This is a genomic window from Methylobacter sp., assembly GCF_036845245.1.
In the GTDB taxonomy this organism is placed as follows: domain Bacteria; phylum Pseudomonadota; class Gammaproteobacteria; order Methylococcales; family Methylomonadaceae; genus Methylobacter_A.
This window is the reverse complement of the sequence record NZ_DAIUEH010000005.1, coordinates 106,857-132,462: the sequence shown is the minus strand read 5'-3', so window position 1 is coordinate 132,462 and position 25,606 is coordinate 106,857. Positions and strand designations below refer to the sequence as shown.

The window sequence follows — 25,606 nt, the reverse complement described above, 5'->3', positions numbered from 1 at the left end:
TAACGAGCAACTATGGTATGACAGCCCTCCTGACAGCGTGGTGTCAGTAGTGTTTACCACCTTAACAAAATTTGGATAGGATCGAATCAAGACTAATGCAATTATCCGATACAAATTTCCCGGCAGCAACAGCAAGACTGATGCCGGTCACGTCCGGTTACTCAACCGGAGGAAACGGCATTTACCGCCAGTCGATTGATGCCGCTGACCAGTGCTTTAATCGACGCGGTCACAATATTGGTATCCATACCAACCCCGAAATATTCACAGTGACTGTCAAATGGAGCCATTGCGATGAAAGCGCAGGCGCGGGCATCGGCGCTACAGTCCATGGAACGCTCCTCATAGCTGCGAACCTTGAAATCCATGCCGATGCCGCGCAATGCCTGTACGGACGCATCGATCGGGCCATTGCCTTCTCCGATAAAGACATGGGAAATCCCATCAATTTCCAGCGTGAGGCGGATGCTCTGGCCGCTATTATGCTCGAAAAGATGGTGCTCGACGTACTGAACAGGCTTGACGGTATCGAGATAAGTCAGGGAAAACAGTTGCCATAGATCGGCAGCGCTTATTTCCCCGCCGTGATTGTCCGTATGCTTTTGCACCACGCCGGAGAATTCGACCTGCAAGCGGCGCGGTAAGACCACGCCATATTGGGATTCTAGCAAATGGGCAATGCCGCCTTTCCCGGACTGGCTGTTGATCCGGATGACCGAGTCATAGCTGCGGCCGAGATCGGCTGGATCAAACGGCAGATAAGGAACATTCCAAACGCTATCGGGCTTTTGCGCGGCAAATCCTTTTTTGATGGCATCCTGATGAGACCCGGAAAAAGCGGTAAACACCAGGTCGCCGGCATAAGGATGTCGAGGATGGATAGGCAATTGAGTGCAGTGCTCAAAAGTGCGCGCCACTGCATTGATATCCGAGAAATCGAGACCGGGAGAAACGCCCTGAGTATAAAGATTGAGCGCCAAAGTGACGATGTCGACGTTCCCGGTCCGCTCGCCGTTACCGAATAGACAACCTTCGACGCGGTCGGCACCGGCCATTACTGCCAATTCGGCTGCGGCGACCGCCGTGCCGCGGTCGTTATGCGGATGAACGCTGAGGATGACACTGTCGCGACGGGCAATATGGCGGTGCATCCACTCGATTTGATCGGCATAGACATTCGGCGTCGTGACTTCCACCGACGACGGTAGATTGAGAATGATCTTGTTGTGTGGCGTCGCGTCCCAGGCGGCGCTGACTGCATCGCAGACTTCGACAGCGAAATCCAGCTCGGTCGCGGTAAAGGCTTCCAAGCTATATTCCAGCACCCACTCGGTTTCCGGGTGTTCGGCGATCAACTGCTTGACCAAATGTACGGAAGATACCGCCATAGCCACGACGTCAGCCTTGCTCATCGCCAACACCAGCTCGCGAAACGGTTTCGAGGTCGCGTTAACAATATGCACGATGGCCCGACGCGCACCTTGCAGAGATTCGATGGTTCGCCGGATCAGGTGCTCGCGAGCATGAGTGAGCACTTCGATACTGACATCGTCCGGTATACGATGCTCTTCAATCAGTTGGCGGACAAAATCGAAATCGGTTTGCGACGCCGATGGGAAAGCCACCTCAATCTCCTTAAAGCCGATGTCGCAAAGAGTGCTGAACAGGTGCAACTTGCGTTCCGCGTTCATCGGTTCGAACAGCGCCTGATTGCCGTCGCGCAAATCGGTGCTCATCCAGATAGGCGGCTTTGTGATGCTGCGATTGGGCCATTGCCGGTCGACGAGCGTGACCGGCGGAAACGGTTGGTACTTGCTGGAAGGATCTTGCAACATAATCATAGACTCCTGATGTTTGATGATAGCCGTATTTGAGACCAATAGAATATGCAAAACAGTCCGGCAGGCGATTGCTTTTATGCGCTAAAATTACACAATGATTGGCAGATAATTGCGTAACTTTTGCAAAATGTTAATATAAATTCCGACTATCAGAATTTTAGTGGTGATTTATGGAGCTTGATCGTTTTGACCGGCAAATACTGCGGGTACTGCAAACCGATGGACGCATCAGCAATCAGGAACTGGCTGACCGTATTGGACTCTCTCCGTCCCCGTGTTTGCGCAGGGTGCGGACGCTGGAAGAATCCGGCTTGATAACCGGCTACCGTGCTCTGTTGGATGCTAAGGCATTGGGACTAACGCTGATGGCCTTGATCCATATTTCCATGGATCAACACACGCCGGAGCGTTTCAACGATTTTGAAACGGCCATCAGTGATATTGCGGAAGTGATGGAGTGCCTGTTGATCACCGGCCAGTCGGCCGACTATCAACTCAAGGTGGTCGTGAAAGATTTAGATGCTTATCAGGAACTATTGCTGAAACGTATCACCGGTATAAAAGGCGTAAGCGGTGTGCATTCAAGTTTTGTATTGCGCCGAGTTGTCGATAAAACAGCATTTCCTATTACTGCATAGATATTTACACAAGTACCGGCTCTTTCTCCGGCGAGAGAGCGCTAAGTCTGTATTTAGAATGCAGAAATTGTGTAGATGGCTATAATCTACCGGGTAATTCGATCAAAAACACCTTTTGGCAGTTTGGATGAGATAAGGCAGCTCATTATTGATTGCTGCGAATTATTAACCGAAGGAGGGAAACTGATCTTGTCTTTCCGGGATTATTCAACAGCACTCTTGGGCAATCTGCGCTTCATCCCGGTAAAAAGTGACGACGCTAAAATACTGACGTGTTGTGTTGATTATGAAGTAGGCAGGGTGCGTGTTGCTATCCAACCGTATTGGTAGTTATTGCCTCTTATCATTTGGCACAGGAAATCGTCATCGGCGTCAATACGTACATCTGGCACGGGGCAGAGGATAACTGGTCGCCGGTCGCTATGGCGGAATATTTGGCATCGACGATTCCCGGTTGCTCATCAGCCGAAGTTTTTAACGGGCTGTCGGATTACTCATGCCTCTATCGGGCGGCGCCTGAAATATGCCGTCAGTTAGGTGCGGCTTCTGATGATCTGCGCTCGCCCTCATCACTTCAACAACATTAGGTTTTCTACGATGAAAATCATCCTCATGCGACACGGAAAGCCTGTCTTGGCCCCAACGGACCGGATTACGCCGGCCGAAATGGAGCGCTGGATTGAGCATTACAATCTCTCCGAGGTGGAAGCTGATAGCGCGCCCATCGCCGGATTGCAGCGGCTCGATTCCACTATCTGCATCGTCTCAAGTACTGCGCCTCGGGCGTTGTCATCTGTTCAGGCCTTGGGTTATACCGCGTCCGTTGTCGACGCCGTGTTCTGCGAGGCGCAACTGCCTTTTGCTCTTTGGCGCTTTCCTCGTTTGTCGCCTTTCGTTTGGGCGGCATTCTTCCGCCTGTTTTGGTTCTTTGGTTACTCGAGAGGTTCCGAGTCAGTCCAGGCGACTAAAACCCGAGCCAAGACGGCTGCCCGGAAACTTATTGCTCTTGCTGAGCAAGGTCCTGTTTTACTTGTTGGGCACGGTATTATGAATCGACTCATTGCCAAAGAGCTTATCGCTTTGGGCTGGACAGGCCCCAGCAAGCATCGGAGCAAATACTGGAGTGCCGGTGTTTATCGGTTTTAAACTTAACGCTACTCCAACGAGCTAATAACACTGGGCACAATCCCATTGTGTTTGAGAACGCTGAATAGTGACAATAAACGCTATGATTAAGGCGGTAAGCTAGCCATGATTGAAAGCCGTGAATATTTGCGGCCGGATTTTTTTATAAACAAAATAGCCGATGATGGCGAGGCTGAGCCAAACGGTAACCAGCGGTCCGACGACATAATTGTAGCTGCTGACCAGGTAAAGATATTCGGAGTTATAGTCGGTATTGAACAAACTGCCGTTCATTTTTATTTGCCATACCCAACCGGCATGACAGCCGATGCATAGACCTAAGCTCTCTTTTACCTGCGTCCTGAGCACGGCAAGAAAAGCGCCGACCGCCAGCAATGAAAAGAATGACGAGGTGTTTTTCGGATTCAGTACATTGGAAAATGCTTCACCTAACAGGATAAAGCCGCTTGATAGATGAAAATTCTGTTGGGATATTTCGGTTTTGCTATCCAGAAAATGCAGCGCCGCAAAATAAGCCGAGCTGATCAAAATTGCTGCAACAACCGGCATGTTCTTTTTTAAGCCGGCCAACAGCATGCCTCGAAAAATCGATTCTTCAACGACGGCAATCAGCAGGGACAACAATAAGGAAAGAATCGTTTTTTCAGCGATGAAACCGACAGTCCACGGCTGCGAGTCGTCAACAACATCGATACCGAGAACATACAAAACAATAAATACCGGCATCAGGGTAATCAATCCGATTCCGAATCCTTGCGGTAACTGCTTCAAAAATATCGGTCTTGCGCTAAATCCCAAGTCTTCTTTTTTAAATTTCAGGTAAGCCATTGCCGGAAAAATACTCAGCAGCAGGAGTATCTGCGTTAAGCGGGTGATTAATTTTCGTAATGCAGACGGATCATCCAGGCCCAGCGCGATCAAATAACCCAATAGACAAGCCGTTGATGTTGCCGCCAGCAAAACCAGCAAGGGCACTATTGAATAAGCAAGGTATCGTTTCATCGTTGACTCTCAATTTCCGGATTTGTAATGTTGCCAAAGTCGCCCCACAACATCTGGACAGCGGCTAGGGCGGCAAGCGATGCGGTTTCGGCTCTTAATATGCGGCTGCCTAAACGGACCGGAATAAAGCCGGAGGCTTTGGCCGCGTCTCGTTCCTGATTGGAAAAACCGCCTTCGGGGCCGGTCAGTAGAGTCACTTTCATGGTTTCAGGTTTTAACTCCGATAATGTCGTTTCCGCGTAAGGATCGAGAAACACTTTAAGTCCTTGCTGATTACCTACCCAGTTTTGCAGTTGTTCAACTTCCAGCAAAGGGGGCAGGGTGGTTCTGCCGCTTTGTTCGGCGGCATGTTGAACTATTTTTTGCCAATGCAACAAACGTTGCGGTTTTTTTTCGCCTTTGAATTGCACTACGCAACGTTCGGTCAATAACGGTGTGATGTGATTAACGCCCAGTTCTACGGCTTTTTGTACGGTCAGATCCATTCTGTCGCCTCTCGATATGCCCAGGCCCAATGTTACCTGTAGCGGTGATTCGACGCTCCGGTCATGCCATTGCCCGACATCAAGCAGCACGGCTTTCCGAGTGACTTCTATGATCGTACACAAATATTCTCCGCCGTGACCGTTAAACAAAATGACTTGGTCGTCTTTTTTCAGCCGTAACACTGTCCTGACATAATGGCCGTTGTCATCATCCAGTTCGATTAGTTTGCCTGTAGCCAGCGGTGCCGGCGTATATAATCTGGAAACTCGCATAATCAGTCCTTAACCGCCTGTTGTATGCCTTGCCAAGCGACTTCGGCGATTAACCTTAGCTGCTCTTCGGTCACAATGTAGGGCGGCATGAAGTAAATGACGTTGCCCAAGGGGCGCAACAAGACGCCTTTAGACAGCGCGTATTGATAGACTCTAAGCCCTCGACGTTCCTGCCAGGGATAAGGTTCGCGGGTGTGCTTGTTTTTGACCATTTCAATCGCCAGGATCATGCCGGTTTGCCGGACTTCGGCGACATGTGGATGGTCATGAAAACGCAGCGCCGCTTTCGCCATGATCGCAGCTAAAGACCGGTTTTTTTCGATAATGTTGTGTTGTCGGAAAATATCCAGGGTAGCCAGTGCGGCCCTGCATGCCAGCGCATTGCCGGTATAGCTGTGCGAATGCAGGAATGCGCTCATCGATTGATAGTCGGCATAGAATGCCTGGTATACCTGATCTGTGGTTAATACTGCCGACAACGGCAAATAGCCGCCGGTTAAGCCTTTGGATAAGCAGATAAAATCGGGGCTGATTGCCGCTTGCTCGCAAGCAAATAACGTTCCGGTGCGCCCGAAGCCGACCGCGATTTCATCAGCGATTAAATGCACATGGTATTTATCGCAGACAGTGCGCAGCAATTTCAAATAGACCGGATCGTACATGCGCATATTGCCGGCACATTGCACCAAAGGCTCAATGATAATCGCACAAACCGTATCGCCATGTTGTTGCAGCGTCTGTTCCATCAGCGTGAAGCGGCGGGTGGAATAATCCGCCCATGATTCGCCGGGTTCGCGCTGGTAACAGTCCGGGCCGGGCACGGTGATGACGTCCATTAATAACGGCGCATAGGTTTCTTTATAGAGCGCCACATTACCGACGGCCAGCGCGCCTAAGGTTTCGCCGTGATAGCTGTTTTCCAGCGTGATGAATTTGGTTTTTTGAGTTTGTCCGTGATTGCGCCAATAGTGAAAACTCATTTTGAGCGCGACTTCCACCGCAGAAGAGCCATTGTCGGCATAAAAGCAGCGGTTCAATCCTGTCGGCGTTATTTCAATCAGTTCTTCCGCCAGTTTGACGGCGGACTCGTGGGTGAATCCGGCAAAGATTACATGCTCCAGCGTATCGAGCTGGTCTTTTAATGCGGCGTTGATGGCAGGATTGGCATGTCCGAATAAATTCACCCACCATGAGCTAATCGCATCAAGATAGCGATTGCCGTCAAAATCCTCCAGCCAAATACCTTGCCCTTTTTTGATCGGGATAACCGGAAAAGTCTCGTGATCTTTCATTTGTGTGCAGGGATGCCACAAAACGGATATATCGCGGTCGGAAAGGGATTGGTTAGACGGCATGGGTTTAAGGTTCAGGTTGATGCTCGCATTTGCTTGCCTGATTGACGTCTTTAGTCGTGGGGCTTGATTTGCAAGTTCTCCAGAATCGCCAAGGTAGGCGCGGATTGATTCATGGTATAAAAATGCAATCCCGGCGCGCCGCCATCGAGTAAGCGCTGGCAAAGGTCGGTAACGACATCCAGGCCGAATGCTTGTATCGCTTCTTTATCATCGCCAAAACTTTCCAGGCGTTTTCGCAGCCAGCGCGGAATATCCGCACCACACATTTCCGAAAAGCGGAACAGTTGCGAATACTGGGTAATCGGCATGATGCCGGGCACAATAGGGATGGTTATGCCGTTTTTTTCACAGCTATCGACAAAGTGAAAATACGCTTCGGCATTGTAAAAATACTGGGTAATGACTGCATTGGCGCCCGCAGCCACTTTACGCTTGAAATTTTTAAAGTCTTCCACGCCGCTGGCGGCTTGCGGATGTACTTCGGGGTAGGCGGCTACATGAATCTGGAAATGATCGCCGGTTTCCTGGCGGATAAATTCGACCAACTCATTGGCGTAGCGAAATTCCCCGGCTGACATCATGCCGGAAGGCAAATCGCCTCTTAACGCGACAATTTTAGTAATGCCGTGATCTTGGTAGTCTTTTAAAATCGCGCGAATATTGTCTTTGGTTGAGGCAACGCAGGATAAATGCGGTGCGGCAGCGATACCTTTGGATTGAATATCAATAACCGTTGAAAAAGTTTTATCGCGAGTCGAACCGCCGGCGCCAAAGGTAACGGAAAAAAAGTCCGGATTGAGCTTAGCCAGTTTACTGTGAACAATCTGCAAACTGGCGGTGCCTTCTTCTGTTTTCGGCGGATAAAACTCGAAACTGAACAGCTGGGGATGTTTTTTTTGTGACTGCATTTTATGGTCTCACTGACGGGAATCTGTAATGTATCGTTCCCACGGTTTCTGTCGAGATACCGCTGTGGACGCATTGCGTTCCGTACCGCCACAGCGGTACGGATTGCATTCCCACGGAGATCGTGGGAACGATGATTGATCAATAACGGTAATGATCAGCTTTAAACGGCCCTTCAATTGGAACATTGATGTATTTAGCTTGTTCGGCGGTTAAGACAGTCAAATTCACGCCCAACTGCTTAAGGTGCGATCTGGCGACTTTTTCGTCCAGTTTTTTAGGTAGTATGTAAACCTTGTTTTCATACTGTGCTGAATTTTCCCAGAGTTCCATTTGCGCCAGAACCTGGTTGCAGAATGAGTTAGACATCACAAAACTAGGATGTCCGGTCGCGCAACCCAAGTTAACCAAACGGCCTTCTGCCAGGATAATCAAGCGTTTGCCGTTAGGGAAAATCACATGGTCAACCTGAGGTTTGATGTTTTCCCAAGTGTATTGACGCAATGACGCAATGTCGATTTCCGCATCGAAATGGCCGATATTGCAAACAATGGCTTGATCTCTCATCGCAAGCATGTGCTGATGGGTAATAATATTAAAGTTGCCGGTTGCGGTAACAAAAATATTCGCTAGCGGAGCAGCGTCTTCCATGGTGACTACACGGTAACCTTCCATAGCCGCTTGCAATGCACAAATCGGGTCGATTTCGGTAATTAATACCGTTGCGCCAAGGCCACGTAAGGATTGCGCGCAACCTTTTCCGACATCGCCATAGCCGCAGACTACTGCGATTTTACCGGCGATCATCACGTCGGTGGCGCGCTTAATACCGTCAACCAGTGATTCGCGGCAACCGTACAAGTTATCGAATTTCGATTTGGTGACTGAATCGTTAACATTAAATGCCGGAACTTTTAACGTGCCTTTGGCAACCATTTCATACAGACGCAATACGCCGGTAGTGGTTTCTTCGGACAAGCCTTTAATATCGGCCATCAATTCAGGATATTTATCATGCATCATGACGGTCAAGTCGCCGCCATCGTCCAATATCATGTTCGGGCGCCAGCCATCGAGACCGTCAATGGTTTGGGCAATGCACCATTCTGCTTCTTCTTCCGTTTCGCCTTTCCATGCAAAAACAGGAATACCGGCAGCCGCCATTGCCGCAGCGGCATGATCCTGCGTAGAAAAGATATTGCAAGAAGACCAACGAACCTCTGCACCCAATGCGGTCAGGGTTTCAATTAATACTGCTGTTTGAATGGTCATGTGCAAGCAACCGGCAATACGCGCGCCTTTTAATGGCTGCTTTGCACCGAATTCTTCGCGCAGGGCCATCAAGCCCGGCATTTCGGTTTCGGCAATATTGATTTCCTTACGGCCCCATTCTGCCAAAGCAATATCGGCGACTTTATAATCTGGCTGGCTCATTATGTTTCTCGTATTTAGTAGTTAGTTAAGACCGGCAGCATCTTTTAATGCGTCAACCTTGTCGGTTTTTTCCCAGCTAAATGAGTCTTCGGTACGTCCGAAATGACCATAGGCAGCCGTCGTTTGATAGATAGGTTTTAATAACCCCAGCATGGCAATCAAGCCTTTGGGTCTTAAGTCAAAAATATCCCTGATGATCTGTACCAGTCTGTCTTCGCTGATTTTGCCGGTGCCAAAGGTTTCGACGGTGATGGACGTAGGTTCTGCAACGCCGATGGCGTAAGAAACCTGAATCTCGCAACGCTCGGCTAATTCGGCCGCAACAATGTTTTTTGCTACATAACGCGCCATATAGGCTGCGGAACGATCGACTTTTGAAGGATCTTTGCCTGAAAATGCGCCGCCACCGTGTCTTGCCATGCCGCCGTAACTATCAACGATAATTTTACGTCCGGTTAAGCCGCAATCGCCGACGGGACCGCCGATAACGAACTGGCCTGTCGGGTTAATAAAGTATTTGGTATCTTTATGCAGCCATTCTTTAGGCAGAACCGGCAGGATAATTTCGTCCATTACTGCTTCATGTAATGCTTTTGTCGCAATTTCAGGAGAATGCTGAGTCGACAGAACAACCGCGTCAATCGCTACCGGTTTGTTGTTTTCGTAACGGAAGGTAACTTGGCTTTTGGCGTCAGGACGTAGCCAAGGCAGGGTTTTATTTTTACGTATTTCAGACTGACGTTTAACCAGCAGGTGAGCATAGGTAATTGGAGCCGGCATCAATACGTCGGTTTCATTGCTGGCATAGCCAAACATCAAGCCTTGATCGCCCGCACCTTGTTCGTGGTCTTCGGCTTCATCGACGCCCATTGCGATATCCGCAGATTGTTTGCCGATAGCGTTTAAAACTGCGCAACTTTGACCGTCGAAGCCTATATCGCCGTGGTCATAGCCAATTTCGCAAACGACTTTTCGAACCAGGGCTTCAAGATCAACCCAAGCATCGGTGGTTACTTCGCCGGCCAAAATGACCATGCCGGTTTTTACGAGCGTCTCGCAAGCAACGCGTGAGCGAGGGTCTTGTGCCAATAAGGCGTCAAGTACCGCATCTGAAATTTGATCCGCAACCTTATCAGGATGCCCTTCTGAAACTGATTCTGATGTGAATGTATAATTATTGCTCACGATTACCACCTTACTAAAATGTAAAACCCAGATGTACAAAAGGCTGCATAGGCAGCCTTCTTGTGTATGGTGGGCCCTGTAGGACTTGAACCTACGACCTGCCGATTATGAGTCGGACGCTCTAACCAACTGAGCTAAGGGCCCTTTCTATTATTTATTCGCCATCCAAAAAGCATCTCAATTGTTCTGATCTTGACGGATGTCTAAGTTTTCTCAATGCTTTGGCTTCAATTTGACGGATTCTTTCACGTGTCACATCGAATTGCTTGCCTACTTCTTCCAACGTGTGGTCGGTATTCATGTTAATACCAAAGCGCATACGCAAAACTTTCGCTTCTCTTGCAGTTAATCCTGCCAATACGTTTTGTGTTGACTCACGCAAGCCGGCAATCGTTGCAGCTTCAACCGGGGACAATACTTTAGCATCTTCTATGAAATCTCCCAAATGAGAATCTTCATCGTCACCGATAGGCGTTTCCATTGAAATGGGTTCTTTAGCAATTTTCAATACCTTGCGAACTTTATCTTCAGGCATTTCCATGCGTTCCGCCAATTCTTCCGGCGTCGCTTCCCGTCCCAATTCCTGAAGAATCTGCCTGGAAATCCGGTTCAATTTATTGATCGTTTCGATCATATGCACCGGTATGCGAATAGTTCTGGCCTGGTCCGCAATGGACCGGGTAATGGCCTGTCTGATCCACCATGTTGCATACGTTGAAAACTTGTAGCCGCGGCGATATTCAAATTTATCAACCGCTTTCATTAAACCGATATTACCTTCTTGAATTAAGTCGAGGAATTGTAATCCGCGATTAGTATATTTTTTAGCTATTGAAATGACCAGCCTTAAGTTGGCCTCAATCATTTCTTTTTTCGCGCGTCTTGCTTTGGCTTCGCCGATAGACATGCGCCGGTTAATATCTTTTAGTCCGCTAATGGTCAAGCCGTACTCGGCCTCTATATCGGCCAATATTTTTTGGGCCTTTCTTACGTCTTTTTCACGTTCTTTCAACGCTTCCGAGTATTTGCTTGCTGTATTTAAATACTGGTCAAACCATTCTGAACTGGTCTCATGCTCAGGAAAAGAAGCAATAAACTCTTTGCGCGGCATTTTTGCGTGATTGATGCAAATATCCATAATGAGCTTTTCCTGTTCACGCACAGCAGTAACGCCATTAGGAATAATAGCCGTTAATTTCTTTAAGTATTGTGGAGTCCATTTAAACTCCATGAACAAGTCGGCCAGCGCTTCAAACTCTTGTTCCGTCTTGTCGCTTGAATAGCCATGCTTTCTGATTGCGGAGGAGGCTATTTTTAGTTGCTTTCTAAGATCTTCAACCTTCTCTTTAACTTCTTCGTAATTTAGTCCTTTCGGCTCTTCTTCTGCCGGAGTTTCTTCGACATCTTCGCTCACAGGCAGGGCAGTTACAAAATCCTCGGGCTCGCTTAAATCTACAAAGCCGGAAATTAAATCGGTAAGACGAATGCCGCCTTCTTCGCCGGAGATATTATCAAAGGATTGTAAAAAATCTTCAACAACGATACAGGAACGGGCAATGGCTTTAACCAGTTGCTGTTGTCCTTCTTCGATGCGCTTGGCAATTTTTAATTCGTCTGCGCGGGTCAGCAATTCCACGGAGCCCATTTCCCGCATATACATGCGTACTGGATCTGTGGTTCTGCCAAACTCACTATCAACGGAAGCTAAGGCTGCGACTTCTTCCGCGTCTTCATCGTCCGTCGTAACGGCTGCTGAATCAGTAATAAGGGAATCTTCATCCGGCGCAACTTCATAAACCTGAATCCCCATATCATTGATCATGCCAATAATATCTTCAATTTGCTCAGGATCAACAATATCACTGGGCAAGTGATCATTAACCTCGGCATAGGTCAAGTAACCCTGTACTTTGCCTTTGGCTATCAATTGTTTAAGTTGGGACTGCTGTTGTTCTTGATTCATCATTTACTCACGGAAGACTCTGCTCGGCCTGACTTCGCCGAACCGAGAATTATACTACAAATTCCTGTTATTTGGCACCAAAATTTTAGCTGTCAACATTTTGCGCAACAGCTCTTTCTCCTGTGCATCCAGTCCTTCTGTTTTGTCTTTATTCAGTAGCTTGGTTAGGGTTGTCTCTCTGGCTTGAATTAATAACCTGTCCAGAGAGTCGCAAAATACTGCTTCTATCTTGTCATCCGAAACCTGTACGTCCAATAAAGCTAATGCTTTTATAGGTTTCTCTTCGTTAGTGTCTCTATAACATTCCACTAAAACAGCTGCATTTGCTGGATTTTTATCTGTAATCACTTGCAGGATGCTTTTAAACAGGGCTGCACCTGAAAATTCCAGTTCGTTCCAGTCAATCTCGCGCTGCTCAACAATATCGGCTAGCCTGGGATTTTGCACCAGCAAGGCGATTGCAACGCGCGCCGAGGATAATCTGCCGCCATCCTGAAGCCTATTCCTGCCTATTATCTGATTTTGTTTCAGGTTTTGTTTAGATGCAAGTGTAGCTGCATTCTCCAAAACATCCAGACTGGCCCATCCAGATAATTCTTTTAATCGTGCAAACATCATCTCTTTAAAAATACTTTCCGGTAATTTTTCCAGGTATGGTTTGGCTTTGTTTACTAATTGCGCTCGCCCTTCCATTTCGGACAGATTCAGTTCATTTGAAAAGTGTCCGAAAAAATATTCCGACAATGTTTCAGCGGTCTGTAAGCGCTCAATAAATCTATCAATTCCTTCCTCTCGCACCAGTGAATCAGGATCATGATGTTGCGGCAACAGCATGATGCGAATCTGTCGTCCATCTTTCAAGCTGGCAAAAGCCGGTTCCATTGCTCTCCATGCTGCTTCCCGTCCGGCTTTATCCCCATCAAAACAAAACACCAGTTCCGGGGAGAGTCGGAATAACAAATCAAGATGCGCTTGTGATGCTGCTGTCCCCAAAGTTGCGACTGCGTAATGAATACCAAACTGAGCCAGGGCGATAACGTCCATATAACCCTCAACGATCAAAATCCTTTGAGGCTTGGTTATCTTTTTTAGGAGTTCATGTAAGCCGTAAACTTCTTTGCCTTTGTGAAATAGGGACGTTTCTGGAGAATTCAAGTATTTGGGTAAAGAATTGTCGAGTACTCGCCCTCCAAAGCCTATAATTCGGGCTCGCTTGTCCCGGATTGGAAACATGATTCGGCCGCGAAAGCGGTCATAGGGCTGTCCGCTCTCTTTGTCGACTAATAATCCGGCTTCAAGTAATAATTTCTGGTCAAACCGGGTCGCCAGGGCTTTCCATTCGTCGGGTGCGTAGCCCAGCATGAAATCGCCGGCACAGCCGCGGCCGACTCCCCTATTTTTTAAATATTCGACAGCCTTTTTTCCTTCATCGCTAGTTCGGAGTTGTTCGGTATAAAAGGTGGCTACCTGCTCCATCAATGCATACAGATTGTTTGTATCTTCTTTCTTCTGTCCTGGCTGATATTCGATTGATTCTCTGGGTACTTCGATTCCGGCAAATCCAGCTAAGTCCTCAATAGCTTCAACAAAATCAAGATGGTTGAAGTTCATTAGAAAGCTAATGGAGTTGCCGCTAGCGCCGCAGCCAAAACAATGAAAAAACTGTTTTTTTTGGTTTACGGAAAAACTGGGGGTTTTTTCGGCATGAAAAGGACAGCGGGCGACGAAGTTGTTACCCGTTTTTTTTAGGGGGACGTGCGAATCGATTAAATCGACAATATCAACCCGCACCAAAAGCTCATCAATGAATTCGCGAGGGATTCTACCGGACATTCAATGCTCCGACGACTGCACGAATGCAGGAGGTAGGGCAACGCAGGAGCAATTGCCAAGAAAGTTGGTAAAAATACTATCCAGCTAGCGCGGCCTTGATTTTGATACTTACAGCCGACATATCGGCGCGCCCTTGCATTTTTGCTTTAAGCAAAGCCATGACTTTGCCCATATCCTTAACCGATTCTGCGCCGGACTCTGCAATAGCGTCTTTGACCATTGAATCAATTTCAGCTTCTGTCAAAGCCTGGGGCAAAAAGTCCTGGATCACAGGAATTTCGGCCTCTTCGATGTCCACCAGGTCTTGTCGACCAGCTTCAGCGTATTGTCGGATAGATTCGCGGCGCTGCTTGAGCATCTTATCGAGAACCTGAATAACCCGTTCGTTATCCAAAGTAATGCGTTCATCGACTTCGACCTGTTTAATAGCAGCTAAAATCAAACGAATTACGCCAAGTCTTGCTTTGTTGCCGCCTTTCATGGCGGCTTTCATATCTTCCTTGATACGATCTGTTAACAAATCCATCGTATTGGCCTTGGTTTTACAGTGCAGGACGTCCGCGACGTAAGTTCTTCAGAGCATAACGTTCGCGCGCTAATTTTTTTAAGTGACGCTTAACAGCAGCAGCGCCTTTGCGTTTGCGTTCTGCGGTTGGTTTTTCGTAAAACTCGCGGCGACGCACTTCCGCCAAAACACCTGCTTTTTCACAAGCGCGTTTAAAACGGCGAATCGCAATATCAAAAGGTTCGTTTTCTTTGATTTTTACTGACGGCATATAATGACCTGAATATGTTAATATTTAAAAAGTTAGGATTTTTTAATCCACCGAACAAACAGAACCCTTAATTATACCTTTACTTTTATAAATTTCAAAAACTCAATGTACGTTTTAGGCATAGAAACTTCTTGCGATGAAACCGGTGTCGCGATTTATCACTCCGAACAAGGCCTGTGCAGCCATCTTTTATACAGTCAGGTAGCAATGCATAGCGAGTACGGAGGCGTCGTCCCAGAGCTTGCGTCGCGCGATCACATTCGAAAATTAGTGCCATTGATTAAGCAATGCTTACAAGAAAGCCAGCTAACCAGTAGCGATATTGGTGGCATTGCTTACACGGCAGGACCTGGCTTAATGGGGGCATTATTGGTCGGCGCGGCGACGGCCAGAAGTCTGGCTTGGACATGGCAAGTTCCCGCACTTGCCGTTCATCATATGGAAGGGCATTTACTTGCGCCTATGTTGGAAGAAAATCCGCCGGAATTTCCTTTTGTTGCATTGCTAATCTCCGGAGGGCATACGCTACTTGTGCATGTTGAAGGTATCGGTCGCTATCAATTGTTAGGTGAATCCCTCGATGATGCGGCCGGTGAAGCTTTTGATAAGACCGCGAAAATGCTGGGCCTGGGTTACCCTGGAGGACCGAAATTGTCCGCGCTTGCAGAACAGGGCAGACCGCAAATTAAATTTCCTCGCCCGATGACCGACCGTCCCGGATTGGATTTTAGTTTTAGCGGCTTAAAAACATTCACGTTGAATACCGTTAATGCCTCTAAAAAAACCGATCAGGATAAGGCCGATGTCGCTGCTGCATTTCAAATTGCGGTGGCCGAGACGCTCAGTATTAAATGCCGGCGGGCTTTGCAACAAACCGGCCTGAAAAGACTTGTTGTTGCCGGAGGCGTCAGCGCCAATAAACAAATTCGCGCGTGTTTGTCGGAAATGGTTGCCAAGGAAAATGCCCAGCTCTATTTTCCGAGACTCCAATTTTGCACTGATAACGGCGCAATGATTGCTTATGCCGGTTGTCAGCGATTAATGACAGGCCAACAGCAAGGGCTGGAAATTTATGCCCGCCCTCGTTGGCCGATTAGTGAATTAACCGGCTGCTGATCAACCTTCCTGTCCGGCCAGCAGCCGCTGAATATTACCTTTATGTCGCCACAACAAGAAAATCATCATCACCACGGAAGCCGCAACAATGGCTTGATCGCCAACGATGAACCAGGCAAAAATCGGCGACAATGTCGATGCAATTAATGCAGACAAAGATGAAATTTTGCCCAGCTTATAAATCAGGTACCAGGTTGCCATGAAGGCAAGACCGAGTGCCCAGAAAAAACCGAGCAACACCCCGACCGATGTCGCGACGCCTTTCCCGCCTTTAAAACCGAAAAACACCGGATAAAGATGCCCCATGAAGGCCGCCAAGCCGGTCGCAGCCACTAACTCGGTCGACAACCCCAGTGCATTCGCGGCATAGACTGGGATCAATCCCTTCAGCATATCGCCCAACAGGGTAATCGCTGCCGCCTTTTTTCCACCAATACGCATCACATTGGTCGCTCCCGGATTGCCCGAACCCTGCTCGCGAGGATCCGGCAGGCCCATCAGGCGACAAATAATAATTGCACTGGAAATTGAGCCTATTAAATAAGCAGCCGGAATAAACAACCATTCAACCATTGCGTAACCTTTTCATCATTCAGAACTTGTAAGCACAGTGCGTTTCCCTGATACTTACAGCCCCATGGATACGGGACGTAGAGTAATGCAGGAGCACAAACCGAGCAATTTAAAAAACACGCATCATAACCGGAAATCACAATGGACATCATATTTTTAGGCGGGCTGGAAATTAAAACTATTATCGGTATTTACGATTGGGAAAGAGTGACCAAACAAACCGTCATTCTTGATATTGAGATGGCTTTTGATATTCAAAAAGCCGCTGAAACCGATGATATTCAATACACTCTTGATTACAAAACCGTTTCTCACCGCATTATTTCATTTGTCGAAGCCAGCCAGTTTTTGCTGGTTGAAAAGTTAATTTCAGAAATAGCCGATATTATACGTAATGAATTTAGCGTGCCTTGGGTGAAAATAACCTTGAATAAAAAAGGCGCGATCAGTGGCGCCAGTGATGTTGGTATTGTGATTGAGCGAGGAGTACTGAAGCCGTGACCAAAGGCTATATCAGCATAGGCAGCAATATAGACAAGGATAAGCACATTCCTGCCAGCCTGCTGGCGCTTGAGCAAGCCTTTGGCAAACTGACGGTTTCAAGTATTTATGAATCCGAGCCTGTGGGCTTTACGGGCGATACTTTTTATAATCTTGTGGTTGAGTTTGAGTCTGATTTGGATGTCAAGGCGGTCGCTAAACAACTCAGGCAAATTGAACTGGATAATGGGCGCGCTCGCGACAGCCAAAAATTTTCTGCACGTACCCTCGATCTGGATTTGATTCTATACGGCAATTTGATCATCAATGACGGCCGCCTGAAGATACCTCGGGACGAAATTGAACATTACGCTTTCGTGCTTGAGCCTTTAGCGGAAATTGCTCCGGGCTTAAAGCATCCTGTCAGCCATTTGAGCTATGCCGAGCTTTGGAATAAATTCGATAAGACCGGCCTCAAGCAAAAACGCCATATACAGCCTTGATATCTAGCAGAATAGCGTGCGCCCGCCATCGACGGTCAGTATTTGGCCGGTGATATAGTCGGCATCCTTAATCAAAAAAAGCACGGCTTTGGCGATATCGGCCGGTTCACCCTGACGTTTTAAAATTACCCGTTGCAGTATCTCCAGTTTGGCCGATTCGGATAAATCGTTATCGGCCCAGAGTATGGCTCCCGGAGCGACGGCGTTGACTCTGACAGACGGTCCCAGCTCCTTGGCTAAGACTTTAGTCATCGCGGCCAGTCCGGCTTTTGCGATACTGTACACCGGATAGCCGCTTAGTCCGCGTTCGGCATGGATGTCGACAATATTGACTATACAACCCTTATTGTCGGCTAAAGTTTTCGCCAAGGCTTTCGCCAGAAAAAACGGCGCTTTTAAATTGCTGCCCAATAATTCATCCCATTGCTGTTCGGTTACATCAGACATCGCCGTCGGATAAAAGGATGAGGCATTATTTACCAGTACATCGATACCGCCCCAGGCCATGCTGGACTCTTGTGCAACAGCTTCCAGCTCGGTCATGTTCAGTAAATCGGCTTGGATAATTTTTGCCGAATCGGGGCGCTGCTGATTCAGTTCATCGCAAAGCTGCTGCGCTTCTGCTGTCGAAGACCGGTAATGCAAAAAAACATTACAGCCCTCGCTATGCAGCAAGTGCGCACAGGCCGCGCCTATACGCTTGGCCGCGCCGGTAATCAATACGTTTTTTGCCCGACCGTTCATCAGGCTTTGTGTGCCAGACTTTTACTCGCCACTTCGTAAACATCTTTGGAAATTGCTTCGGTCGATATAATCCGTTCCAGTTGTGCTTTCATCAGCGCCTGCCTGCCTTCATCATATCTTCGCCATGCTGTTAACGCGCCGACCATGCGGGATGCAACCTGCGGGTTCAGTGTGTTCAATGCAATAATTTGGTCGGCGAGAAATTGATAGCCTTGGCCGTTGGCGGCGTGGAAATGCAGCGGATTAGACTGACTGAATGCACCTATCAGCGATCTGACGCGGTTTGGATTTTTTAAATCAAATGCCGGGTGCTGCATTAGCGCCTGCACTGTCGCAAAGGTGTCGGGGGTGCTGCTGGAAGCTTGCAGCGCAAACCATTTATCGATAACCAGTGCTTCCGCTTGCCATTGACGATAAAAACTGTCCAGGCATTGCTGTTTGGCAGGATGCGGGTTATTGACGATAGCCGTCAACGCCGCCATCTGGTCGGTCATGTTCTTGGCGGCGTTAAATTGTTGCTGAGATAATTGATGAATATCTTTATTTTCCAGCGTGCTTAAATAACTTAAACAAGTGTTCTTGATGCGTCTGCGGCCTATTGTGCCGGAGTCGAATTTCCCTGATTCATCTTTATGATTTTTATGATACAAAGCCTGGAACTGCGTTTGCAGCTGTTCGGCTAAAGTCAGGATGACAAATTCGCGGGCGGTATGGATGGCTTCTACATCGACTACTGGCATTTGTTCGGCCAAGTAGGTTTCTGACGGCAGGCTTAATAGCAAAGAAAAATACGACAAGTCATCCCACGGTTGCTCCAGCACCTGCTTAAAGGCTGTGGTCATAATGGGGTTGACGTGCAGTTCCCTGCCGTTTTGTATGTCGGCAATCAGTCCGGTAATAATTTGTCCTGCCAGTTGCTGCCCGGCTTCCCAACGATTAAAAGTATCGCTGTCGTAGCTTAATAAAAACGCCAGCTCATCCAGGCTGCGCTCCATCACCAGTTTAACCGGCGCTGAAAAGCCTCTTAAGATAGAAATCACCGGTTGTTCGGCCAGGCCTTCAAAGGTAAAGGTCTGTTCGGGCTGAGTAAGTTGCAAAATGACTTCATTACAAGCCTGATCGACGCCTTGTAGTTTGCAGGATGCGACGGAGCCGTCTTTATTAAGCAAGCCCATAGTTACCGGAATGTGCAGCGGCTCTTTTAGCGCTTGTCCAGGCGTCGGCGGGCAGCTTTGGCTGATGGTTAAAGCCAGGGTTTGTGTGGAGGCTTCGTAGTGCTGTTGAACCGTTAATACCGGCGTTCCGGCTTGGGCGTACCAGCGGCGGAATTGGGTCAAATCAATGCTATTAGCTGCTTCCATAGCGCTGACAAAATCATCGCAGGTAACCGCTTGTCCGTCATGACGTTCAAAATATAAGTCACTGCCTTTGCGAAAACCTTCCGCGCCAACCAGCGTATGAATCATGCGTACCACTTCGGCGCCTTTTTCATACACGGTCAAGGTGTAAAAATTGTTGATTTCTATGTAAGCGTCAGGGCGTATCGGATGGGCAAGGGGGCCTGCGTCTTCGGCAAACTGGCGGGTGCGCAGCATGTTGACATCTTCGATACGTTTAACGGCTCTGGAGGTACGGTCTCCGGTAAATTCCTGGTCACGAAACACCGTAAAGCCTTCTTTTAAACTGAGCTGGAACCAGTCCCGGCAGGTGATGCGATTGCCGGTCCAGTTGTGGAAATATTCATGGCCGATGACGGCTTCGATATGTTCATAATCGGAGTCGGTCGCGGTATCGGGCCGCGCCAGCACAAATTTGGTATTAAATACGTTAAGTCCCTTGTTTTCCATCGCGCCCATGTTGAAGTGGCTGACTGCGACGATCATATATAAATCCAGGTCGTATTCACGGCCGTAGACCTGTTCATCCCAACGCATCGCGTTTTTCAGCGATTCCATCGCATGGTCGCATTTATCCATGTCGTGCTTTTCGACAAAAATTTGCAGGTCGATGTCGCGACCGGATCGCGTGATAAAACGGTCTGCGATGCATTCGAGTTGCCCTGCTACCAGTGCAAACAAATAACACGGTTTATTGAACGGGTCTTCCCAGGTTACCCAGTGGCGATTATCCGGCAATTCTCCCTGAGCAACTTTATTGCCGTTGGATAATAAAACCGGATAACGGTCCTTGTCGCCGGTTATGGTTGTGGTGAACAGGGTCATCACATCGGGGCGATCCAGAAAATAGGTGATTTTCCTGAAACCTTCCGCCTCGCATTGAGTGCAGAGCATGCCGTTGGACAAGTACAATCCTTCCAGAGCGGTATTGGCTTTCGGATTAATCGTGTTCTCAATGGTCAGCACAAAACGTTGCTGTTGCGGAACATTGTTAATGATCAGCGCGTCCTGGGTTTGCAGGTATTGGTCTTTGCTTAAGTCATTGCCGTCATCCAGATTAATACGGATCAGTTTCAGGTTTTCGCCCGCTAAGATCAGCGATGCGTCGTCAGACCGGCTGGCAGGGTTGCGGCTCAGCGTGAGCCGGGAGCTAACCTGGGTGTTTTCATCATCGAGGTTAAAATTTAACGCAACGCTGTGAATCAGGTATTCGGGGACAGTGTAGTCTTTTAGGTAGATGGTTTGAGGATTAGGGTCGCGCATTATTTATACCTGCTGTTGTGAGCGGAATATCGGATGTTTGGGGCGGCGAACAGTGCGATTAACAACCAGGCTGTTAAGAAACAAACGCCGCCGAAAGGAGTGATCATGCCTAGCCAATGATGGTTGAGCAGTGCCAGGGCATACAAGCTGCCGGAAAACAGCAGGATGCCTGCGAACATCAACCATCCTGCCCAGTGCAATAATTTGGAGTCAGGCGCTTGCCGGTGAATCAGGGCAATGCCGATCAGTCCAAGTGCATGCCACATTTGATAAGTCACGCCGGTTTGGTAGACAGCCAGCATCTCCGGACTGATCACGGTTTTTAAGCCGTGGGCGCCGAATGCGCCCATGCCGACGCCAATTAATGCGCTTAATGCGCCGAGCAATAAAAAAGTCGATTTCATCATTTTTCCATCAGCCTGGGCATGAGTTGCACCAGATTACAGGGGCGGGTGCGGTGATCGAGTTGCTCCTTGATCAAGGCGTCCCATGCGGTGCGGCAGGCTCCCGATGAGCCGGGCAGGCAAAACAGATAGGTCGCATTGGCGACTCCGGCAATTGCCCTGGACTGGATGGTTGAGGTTTTAATGTCCTGATAGGACAGCATCCTGAAAACTTCGCCGAAACCGTCCAGCATCTTGTCCAGCAACGGCGCAACCGCCTCAGGCGTGCCGTCCCGGCCTGTCACGCCGGTGCCGCCGGTGCTGATCACGACATTAACGTCATCAGCGGCAATCCAGTTCGAAACGGCCGCCCGGATTTGATAAATGTCATCCGGTACTATTTTCTTTTCGATAACCTGATGGCCTGCATCGGTCGCGCGGTCCACCAGAGTTTTGCCGGATATATCATCGGCATCGGTGCGGCTGTCGGAAACGACCAGTATGGCGATATTTAAAGAGATGAACTGTTTTTCTGTGCTCATTGATTGATGCTCGGTGTAGGGACAGCTTATCGGGCGTCCGGCTAATGCAGCTGTGGTTTGATATCAGGGCGAGCCAGAAAAAGGATGGCCAGCATGCATTGACTTAAGGCGTAAAACCATGAAGAGCACGAACAAAAGCTAAAGTGAAAACTTTGTGCCTGCTGTGCTCTTCGTAATTTCAAGCAATTGATTGAATATACCGGCTTTCCGCTTCTAAGTGAATGCTTACAATTTTATTTTAACACAACAAAGAACCCTTCCTGGCCCCTCTGAATGTTAATCAGCAAAGGGCCGTTCGGATCAATTACCTGCTTTAATTCTTCAATATTATGAACGCGAAAGCGATTTGCCGATACGATAACGTCGCCGGGGCGCAGGCCTGAGCGCCACGCATCAGATGTTGTGTCTATTTTTTCAATTAAAACGCCTTCAACCTGGCCTTTTAGCGTTGTACTTAACAGCGCGCCCTGTAAGGCATGGTGCAGCAGATTGCCTGCCAGTCGCGGGAACTCCTGTTTACCTATTGTGGCGGTAACTTGTTTTTTCTCATTGCCGCGGAAATATTCCAGGTCAACTTTATCGCCAATTTGCATCATGCCGATAATATTGCGTATGTCATGGCTGTTTTTAATGGGGCGGCTATTGGCTGAAATGATGATATCGCCCGGTTCCAATCCGGCTTTTGCTGCGGGTGAATTGGTTTCAATCCGGCTGATTGCAGCGCCTTGTATGTTTTTTAAATTGAACGCTTTGACCAGCTCAGGCGTCAGATCTTGCGTGGTTACGCCCAACAAGCCGCGACGAACTTCGCCGTGCTTGACCAACGACTCCTTGATGCTCACGACCATATTGGAAGGAATCGCAAAACCGATGCCGACATTGCCGCCGGTAGGAGCAAGGATGGCGGTATTCATGCCGACAAGTTCGCCACGCAGGTTGACCAGCGCTCCCCCCGAATTGCCGGGATTAATAGAAGCGTCGGTTTGGATGAAATCTTCATAGCCCTCTATGCCAAGGCCGGAGCGGCCCAGGGCGCTGACTATGCCGGATGTTACGGTTTGCCCCAAACCGAACGGATTACCGATAGCGACTACAAAATCGCCGACTTTCAGCTGGCTGGAATCGGCAATGGGCAGCATGCTCAGGTTGTCGGCAGGAATCTGAATGATAGCGACATCCGCGTCAGGATCGGTACCGATTAATTTGGCGGCAAGCTGGCGGCCATCATTCAAGGTCACTGTGATGGTGTCCGCTTTATCGATAACATGGTTATTGGTCAGGACAAAGCCTTGTTTGCTGTCGATAATAACACCGGAGCCCAAACTGTTTCTTTGCTGCCGCCGCAATTGCTGATCGGGAATATTAAAGAATTGACGAAAAACCGGATCCTGCATCAGCGGATTTTCACTGACCGTAATATTGGTCGAGGTTGAAATATTGACCACCGCCGGCATGCTGCGCTCAAGCATCGGAGCCAGAGACGGCAATGCCTGTCCTTCCACGAAGGGCGGCAAAGCTCCCTGCGCGGTTGGGGCGATGCATAAGTAAAGGGGCAAAAAAGTTATAAGTAACAGCTGCTTTACAGATTTAGTTTTTATCATGGCTTTTCCGGTGTTTGTGAAACATGCATAAGCCCCAATATATGTGTAAAAATGTTTAATACAAGGTGTGTTAAAGTAGATTATTTTTAAATAACCGGCACTGTCATTTAATTGTCATCTTGCTTAGAATATTTAAATGGCCGTAGACGTCAACTCCGAAGATGGGCTCATCATTCGTAAACTAATTCCGCTCGCAACATTGCCGGGCTCTCGGTTTAATGCGTTATGCGCTGAAATGACGGTTGAGGGAACACAAGACGGTTTTTTGTTTAAAAAAGGCGATGTTTCCCCCGAACTTGTTTATCTGATAAACGGCGAAGTTACACTTCAGGCAGCCGGGCTGGTTGTTGAAGTCATTGCGGCCGGAAGTGATTCCGCCAAGTTTGCGCTGGCGCATCAGATACCAAGAAAGATTGACGCAGTCGCTAACGGAAATGTACGTTTTTTGCGGCTGAATGCTGATATTGTTAATAATCCGCTCTCCCTTGCTTATAAAGAGGACAACAGTTACATGGTCATTGACGAGACTGAAGGCGATCCAGACGACTGGATGACAGCGTTATTGAGATCGCCTATTTTTCAACGTCTTCCCCCCGCCAATTTGCAAAAAATCTTAATGAGTCTGGAAGCCGTTCATTTCCAAAAGGGCGAGACCATACTCGAGCAAGGCGGTGCCGGGGATTATTATTACCTGATTAAAAATGGACAATGCCTGTTAACGCGTAAGCCGTCACCCAATGCAAAAGAGATTAAATTAGCCCAGTTGGCAAATGGCGATACCTTTGGCGAAGATGCCTTGCTTTCCGGTGCGCCTAGAAACGTGACGATCACAGCGCTGACGGATATTGTTTTGTTGCGCCTGGATAAAAAACAATTTGTATCCTTAATAAAAGAGCCCTCTTTAAAGTTTGTCGATTATGCAGGAATGCAGGATGCAGTAAAGCAAGGGGTGGTTTTGCTGGATGTGCGTTCGAAAGATGACTATGACGACCAGCATCTTGACGGTAGCATCAATCTGCCTTTTTTCTCCTTAAGGATGCAGCTTAAAACATTAAGCCATGAAAGACCGGTCGTTGTTGTTTGCCAGGATGGCAGAACCAGTGAGGCCGCTGCATTTTTATTGCTCAGGAATAAGATTGACGCCATAATTCTGAAAGGCGGAATGGAAAGCATTGCGCCAAAGCCGAGTATTACGCCTGAGCCGGAATATGAAGTTTCTGTTTCCACTGAAAATCGCGCTGAAAGTAGTGATCGGAAGCAGATTATAACTACCAATAGTTTGGAAGATCAGGTAAGAGCCCTTAAGCTTGAAAATGAAGCGCTCAAAAATACCAATCAACAGCTCAGTGATAAGTGCATGAAGCTGGAATTTGACAAGCAAAATGCTGAAAAGCAATGCCGCATACTGCACAAGCAAATGGAGAAGCTAACCCAGGTTCTGGATAGGCTAAAAGGAGGATGAGATTATAGATTGACTATAGAGAGCATAGCCCGGTAGTCAAATGTGAAAATACCTGTATCCGGTTTGTGCTCATTGAGCACAAACCGAAAAGGAAACTTTTAAAGCCAAATAATTATTTGATTTTGGCTTCTTTGTAAATAACGTGTTTACGAACAACAGGATCAAATTTTTTGATCTCCATTTTTTCAGGCATTGTCCGTTTGTTTTTTGTTGTCGTATAAAAGTGCCCGGTTCCTTCGGTCGAAATCAATTTAATTTTGTCGCGCATTTTTGTATCCTCTCTTAAGAGTTATCGCCGGCTTTACGCAAATCAGCAAGAACAGCATCGATGCCTTTCTTGTCAATGATACGCATGCCTTTGGTGGAAATTCTGAGGCGAACCCAGCGGTTTTCGCTCTCTACCCAGAATCTGTGGTGTTGCAGATTTGGACAAAAGCGTCTTTTAGTTCTGTTATTAGCGTGTGAAACGTTGTTACCTGTAACTGGGCGTTTGCCTGTTACTTGACATACTCTGGACATGATTAACCCCTAATGCGTGCCTAAATTCAAAAGTTAGCCGAGCTTTATACCAAAAAATCTTTTCAAGGTAAATAACAATCTATAAAATAAAGCCAGCATAACTCTACCGTTCAGGTTGAAAAGGCAGAAAGTACAAGGCAGAAAGCGTAAAAATCACAATATTTTTTTAATCTTTCCGTCTTGTTC

The 25,606-nt window shown here is 47.9% G+C and carries 27 protein-coding genes and 1 tRNA gene; 8 read left to right on the top strand and 20 right to left on the bottom strand.

Annotated features, from left to right (window positions below; genetic code table 11):
* Window positions 1–161: 161 nt before the first annotated feature.
* Window positions 162–1,841: a 2-isopropylmalate synthase gene (gene leuA, locus V7051_RS04175; protein ID WP_442919725.1), complete on the bottom strand. Its 1,680-nt coding sequence runs from the start codon at window positions 1,839–1,841 to the stop codon at window positions 162–164.
* Between the two features lie 170 nt (window positions 1,842–2,011).
* Here leuA and V7051_RS04170 point away from each other — a divergent pair, with 170 nt between their 5' ends.
* The 4 genes from V7051_RS04170 to V7051_RS04155 all read left to right on the top strand — a co-directional run bounded on the left by V7051_RS04170 (window position 2,012) and on the right by V7051_RS04155 (window position 3,625).
* Entirely contained in the window at window positions 2,012–2,479 is a 468-nt protein-coding gene (locus V7051_RS04170) for an Lrp/AsnC family transcriptional regulator (RefSeq protein WP_333873668.1), read from the top strand.
* Window positions 2,480–2,554: 75 nt separating this feature from the next.
* Window positions 2,555–2,809, top strand: a complete 255-nt coding sequence (locus V7051_RS04165) for a hypothetical protein (protein ID WP_333873669.1) — start codon at window positions 2,555–2,557, stop codon at window positions 2,807–2,809.
* Entirely contained in the window at window positions 2,803–3,066 is a 264-nt protein-coding gene (locus V7051_RS04160) for a hypothetical protein (protein ID WP_333873670.1), read from the top strand. Before V7051_RS04165 ends, V7051_RS04160 begins: the two co-directional genes overlap by 7 nt.
* 10 nt (window positions 3,067–3,076) lie before the next feature.
* Entirely contained in the window at window positions 3,077–3,625 is a 549-nt protein-coding gene (locus tag V7051_RS04155; protein WP_333873671.1) for a histidine phosphatase family protein, read from the top strand.
* Between the two features lie 99 nt (window positions 3,626–3,724).
* Here the strand turns inward: V7051_RS04155 and V7051_RS04150 are convergent, their stop codons facing one another.
* The 11 genes from V7051_RS04150 to rpsU form a co-directional block, all read right to left on the bottom strand.
* Window positions 3,725–4,627 (bottom strand): type II CAAX endopeptidase family protein, encoded by a 903-nt coding sequence (locus V7051_RS04150; protein ID WP_333873672.1) that lies wholly within the window; start codon window positions 4,625–4,627, stop codon window positions 3,725–3,727.
* The gene (locus V7051_RS04145; RefSeq protein ID WP_333873673.1) at window positions 4,624–5,385 is read right to left on the bottom strand and encodes a 16S rRNA (uracil(1498)-N(3))-methyltransferase; all 762 of its coding nucleotides are present in this window, start codon (window positions 5,383–5,385) and stop codon (window positions 4,624–4,626) included. Before V7051_RS04145 ends, V7051_RS04150 begins: the two co-directional genes overlap by 4 nt.
* Window positions 5,386–5,387: 2 nt before the next feature.
* Complete coding sequence (locus tag V7051_RS04140) at window positions 5,388–6,740, bottom strand: adenosylmethionine--8-amino-7-oxononanoate transaminase (protein WP_333873674.1); 1,353 nt, start codon at window positions 6,738–6,740, stop codon at window positions 5,388–5,390.
* Between the two features lie 50 nt (window positions 6,741–6,790).
* Window positions 6,791–7,648, bottom strand: a complete 858-nt coding sequence (metF, locus tag V7051_RS04135; protein WP_333873675.1) for a methylenetetrahydrofolate reductase [NAD(P)H] — start codon at window positions 7,646–7,648, stop codon at window positions 6,791–6,793.
* A gap of 139 nt (window positions 7,649–7,787) precedes the next feature.
* Window positions 7,788–9,080: an adenosylhomocysteinase gene (gene ahcY / locus V7051_RS04130; protein ID WP_333873676.1), complete on the bottom strand. Its 1,293-nt coding sequence runs from the start codon at window positions 9,078–9,080 to the stop codon at window positions 7,788–7,790.
* Window positions 9,081–9,101: 21 nt separating this feature from the next.
* Window positions 9,102–10,265 (bottom strand): methionine adenosyltransferase, encoded by a 1,164-nt coding sequence (gene metK, locus V7051_RS04125; RefSeq protein ID WP_333873677.1) that lies wholly within the window; start codon window positions 10,263–10,265, stop codon window positions 9,102–9,104.
* Window positions 10,266–10,332: 67 nt separating this feature from the next.
* Window positions 10,333–10,409: transfer RNA gene (locus tag V7051_RS04120), tRNA-Ile, on the bottom strand.
* A gap of 10 nt (window positions 10,410–10,419) precedes the next feature.
* Window positions 10,420–12,228 carry an RNA polymerase sigma factor RpoD gene (gene rpoD / locus V7051_RS04115; protein WP_333873778.1) on the bottom strand — a complete coding sequence of 603 codons (1,809 nt, stop codon included), beginning with the start codon at window positions 12,226–12,228 and terminating at the stop codon, window positions 10,420–10,422.
* 54 nt (window positions 12,229–12,282) lie between these two features.
* Window positions 12,283–14,061, bottom strand: a complete 1,779-nt coding sequence (gene dnaG, locus V7051_RS04110; RefSeq protein ID WP_333873678.1) for a DNA primase — start codon at window positions 14,059–14,061, stop codon at window positions 12,283–12,285.
* Between the two features lie 76 nt (window positions 14,062–14,137).
* Window positions 14,138–14,587, bottom strand: a complete 450-nt coding sequence (locus tag V7051_RS04105) for a GatB/YqeY domain-containing protein (protein WP_333873679.1) — start codon at window positions 14,585–14,587, stop codon at window positions 14,138–14,140.
* A 16-nt stretch (window positions 14,588–14,603) separates the two neighbouring features.
* A complete protein-coding gene (gene rpsU, locus V7051_RS04100; RefSeq protein ID WP_006890759.1) occupies window positions 14,604–14,837 on the bottom strand; it encodes a 30S ribosomal protein S21 in 234 nt (77 codons plus the stop codon).
* 105 nt (window positions 14,838–14,942) lie between these two features.
* Here rpsU and tsaD point away from each other — a divergent pair, with 105 nt between their 5' ends.
* Window positions 14,943–15,953, top strand: a complete 1,011-nt coding sequence (gene tsaD, locus V7051_RS04095; protein WP_333873680.1) for a tRNA (adenosine(37)-N6)-threonylcarbamoyltransferase complex transferase subunit TsaD — start codon at window positions 14,943–14,945, stop codon at window positions 15,951–15,953.
* Here the strand turns inward: tsaD and plsY are convergent, their stop codons facing one another.
* Window positions 15,954–16,526 (bottom strand): glycerol-3-phosphate 1-O-acyltransferase PlsY, encoded by a 573-nt coding sequence (gene plsY, locus V7051_RS04090; protein ID WP_333873681.1) that lies wholly within the window; start codon window positions 16,524–16,526, stop codon window positions 15,954–15,956.
* Window positions 16,527–16,667: 141 nt separating this feature from the next.
* On the opposite strand from plsY, the gene folB reads away from it, so the two are divergent.
* Complete coding sequence (folB, locus tag V7051_RS04085) at window positions 16,668–17,027, top strand: dihydroneopterin aldolase (protein ID WP_333873682.1); 360 nt, start codon at window positions 16,668–16,670, stop codon at window positions 17,025–17,027.
* Complete coding sequence (gene folK, locus V7051_RS04080) at window positions 17,024–17,509, top strand: 2-amino-4-hydroxy-6-hydroxymethyldihydropteridine diphosphokinase (RefSeq protein WP_333873683.1); 486 nt, start codon at window positions 17,024–17,026, stop codon at window positions 17,507–17,509. The genes folB and folK overlap by 4 nt, the downstream gene beginning before the upstream one ends.
* Before the next feature lie 3 nt (window positions 17,510–17,512).
* On the opposite strand, the gene V7051_RS04075 is transcribed toward folK, so the two are convergent.
* The 5 genes from V7051_RS04075 to V7051_RS04055 all read right to left on the bottom strand — a co-directional run bounded on the left by V7051_RS04075 (window position 17,513) and on the right by V7051_RS04055 (window position 23,439).
* Window positions 17,513–18,253 (bottom strand): pteridine reductase, encoded by a 741-nt coding sequence (locus V7051_RS04075; protein WP_333873684.1) that lies wholly within the window; start codon window positions 18,251–18,253, stop codon window positions 17,513–17,515.
* Window positions 18,253–20,913 (bottom strand): aminopeptidase N, encoded by a 2,661-nt coding sequence (gene pepN / locus V7051_RS04070; protein WP_333873685.1) that lies wholly within the window; start codon window positions 20,911–20,913, stop codon window positions 18,253–18,255. The genes V7051_RS04075 and pepN overlap by 1 nt, the downstream gene beginning before the upstream one ends.
* The gene (locus V7051_RS04065) at window positions 20,913–21,317 is read right to left on the bottom strand and encodes a DUF423 domain-containing protein (RefSeq protein WP_333873779.1); all 405 of its coding nucleotides are present in this window, start codon (window positions 21,315–21,317) and stop codon (window positions 20,913–20,915) included. The genes pepN and V7051_RS04065 overlap by 1 nt, the downstream gene beginning before the upstream one ends.
* Window positions 21,317–21,838, bottom strand: a complete 522-nt coding sequence (moaB, locus tag V7051_RS04060; RefSeq protein WP_333873686.1) for a molybdenum cofactor biosynthesis protein B — start codon at window positions 21,836–21,838, stop codon at window positions 21,317–21,319. Before moaB ends, V7051_RS04065 begins: the two co-directional genes overlap by 1 nt.
* Before the next feature lie 233 nt (window positions 21,839–22,071).
* Window positions 22,072–23,439, bottom strand: a complete 1,368-nt coding sequence (locus tag V7051_RS04055; RefSeq protein ID WP_333873687.1) for a DegQ family serine endoprotease — start codon at window positions 23,437–23,439, stop codon at window positions 22,072–22,074.
* A gap of 136 nt (window positions 23,440–23,575) precedes the next feature.
* Here V7051_RS04055 and V7051_RS04050 point away from each other — a divergent pair, with 136 nt between their 5' ends.
* Complete coding sequence (locus V7051_RS04050) at window positions 23,576–24,901, top strand: cyclic nucleotide-binding domain-containing protein (RefSeq protein WP_333873688.1); 1,326 nt, start codon at window positions 23,576–23,578, stop codon at window positions 24,899–24,901.
* Between the two features lie 112 nt (window positions 24,902–25,013).
* On the opposite strand, the gene rpmG is transcribed toward V7051_RS04050, so the two are convergent.
* The gene (gene rpmG, locus V7051_RS04045) at window positions 25,014–25,169 is read right to left on the bottom strand and encodes a 50S ribosomal protein L33 (protein WP_006890747.1); all 156 of its coding nucleotides are present in this window, start codon (window positions 25,167–25,169) and stop codon (window positions 25,014–25,016) included.
* A gap of 14 nt (window positions 25,170–25,183) precedes the next feature.
* Entirely contained in the window at window positions 25,184–25,420 is a 237-nt protein-coding gene (rpmB, locus tag V7051_RS04040; protein ID WP_333873689.1) for a 50S ribosomal protein L28, read from the bottom strand.
* Window positions 25,421–25,606: the final 186 nt, after the last annotated feature.

Excerpts from the sequence above, each read along its gene's own strand:
- moaB (WP_333873686.1), bottom strand. The coding sequence starts at position 21,838 with ATGAGCACAGAAAAACAGTTCATCTCTTTAAATATCGCCATACTGGTC.
- V7051_RS04165 (WP_333873669.1), top strand. The coding sequence starts at position 2,555 with ATGGCTATAATCTACCGGGTAATTCGATCAAAAACACCTTTTGGCAGT.
- rpmB (WP_333873689.1), bottom strand. The coding sequence starts at position 25,420 with ATGTCCAGAGTATGTCAAGTAACAGGCAAACGCCCAGTTACAGGTAAC.
- plsY (WP_333873681.1), bottom strand. The coding sequence starts at position 16,526 with ATGGTTGAATGGTTGTTTATTCCGGCTGCTTATTTAATAGGCTCAATT.
- leuA (WP_442919725.1), bottom strand. The coding sequence starts at position 1,841 with ATGATTATGTTGCAAGATCCTTCCAGCAAGTACCAACCGTTTCCGCCG.
- rpoD (WP_333873778.1), bottom strand. The coding sequence starts at position 12,228 with ATGAATCAAGAACAACAGCAGTCCCAACTTAAACAATTGATAGCCAAA.
- metF (WP_333873675.1), bottom strand. The coding sequence starts at position 7,648 with ATGCAGTCACAAAAAAAACATCCCCAGCTGTTCAGTTTCGAGTTTTAT.
- V7051_RS04105 (WP_333873679.1), bottom strand. The coding sequence starts at position 14,587 with ATGGATTTGTTAACAGATCGTATCAAGGAAGATATGAAAGCCGCCATG.
- V7051_RS04140 (WP_333873674.1), bottom strand. The coding sequence starts at position 6,740 with ATGCCGTCTAACCAATCCCTTTCCGACCGCGATATATCCGTTTTGTGG.
- V7051_RS04075 (WP_333873684.1), bottom strand. The coding sequence starts at position 18,253 with ATGAACGGTCGGGCAAAAAACGTATTGATTACCGGCGCGGCCAAGCGT.
- V7051_RS04170 (WP_333873668.1), top strand. The coding sequence starts at position 2,012 with ATGGAGCTTGATCGTTTTGACCGGCAAATACTGCGGGTACTGCAAACC.
- V7051_RS04150 (WP_333873672.1), bottom strand. The coding sequence starts at position 4,627 with ATGAAACGATACCTTGCTTATTCAATAGTGCCCTTGCTGGTTTTGCTG.
- V7051_RS04155 (WP_333873671.1), top strand. The coding sequence starts at position 3,077 with ATGAAAATCATCCTCATGCGACACGGAAAGCCTGTCTTGGCCCCAACG.
- rpmG (WP_006890747.1), bottom strand. The coding sequence starts at position 25,169 with ATGCGCGACAAAATTAAATTGATTTCGACCGAAGGAACCGGGCACTTT.
- V7051_RS04055 (WP_333873687.1), bottom strand. The coding sequence starts at position 23,439 with ATGATAAAAACTAAATCTGTAAAGCAGCTGTTACTTATAACTTTTTTG.
- ahcY (WP_333873676.1), bottom strand. The coding sequence starts at position 9,080 with ATGAGCCAGCCAGATTATAAAGTCGCCGATATTGCTTTGGCAGAATGG.
- folB (WP_333873682.1), top strand. The coding sequence starts at position 16,668 with ATGGACATCATATTTTTAGGCGGGCTGGAAATTAAAACTATTATCGGT.
- rpsU (WP_006890759.1), bottom strand. The coding sequence starts at position 14,837 with ATGCCGTCAGTAAAAATCAAAGAAAACGAACCTTTTGATATTGCGATT.
- pepN (WP_333873685.1), bottom strand. The coding sequence starts at position 20,913 with ATGCGCGACCCTAATCCTCAAACCATCTACCTAAAAGACTACACTGTC.
- V7051_RS04145 (WP_333873673.1), bottom strand. The coding sequence starts at position 5,385 with ATGCGAGTTTCCAGATTATATACGCCGGCACCGCTGGCTACAGGCAAA.
- V7051_RS04065 (WP_333873779.1), bottom strand. The coding sequence starts at position 21,317 with ATGAAATCGACTTTTTTATTGCTCGGCGCATTAAGCGCATTAATTGGC.
- dnaG (WP_333873678.1), bottom strand. The coding sequence starts at position 14,061 with ATGTCCGGTAGAATCCCTCGCGAATTCATTGATGAGCTTTTGGTGCGG.
- tsaD (WP_333873680.1), top strand. The coding sequence starts at position 14,943 with ATGTACGTTTTAGGCATAGAAACTTCTTGCGATGAAACCGGTGTCGCG.
- V7051_RS04050 (WP_333873688.1), top strand. The coding sequence starts at position 23,576 with ATGGCCGTAGACGTCAACTCCGAAGATGGGCTCATCATTCGTAAACTA.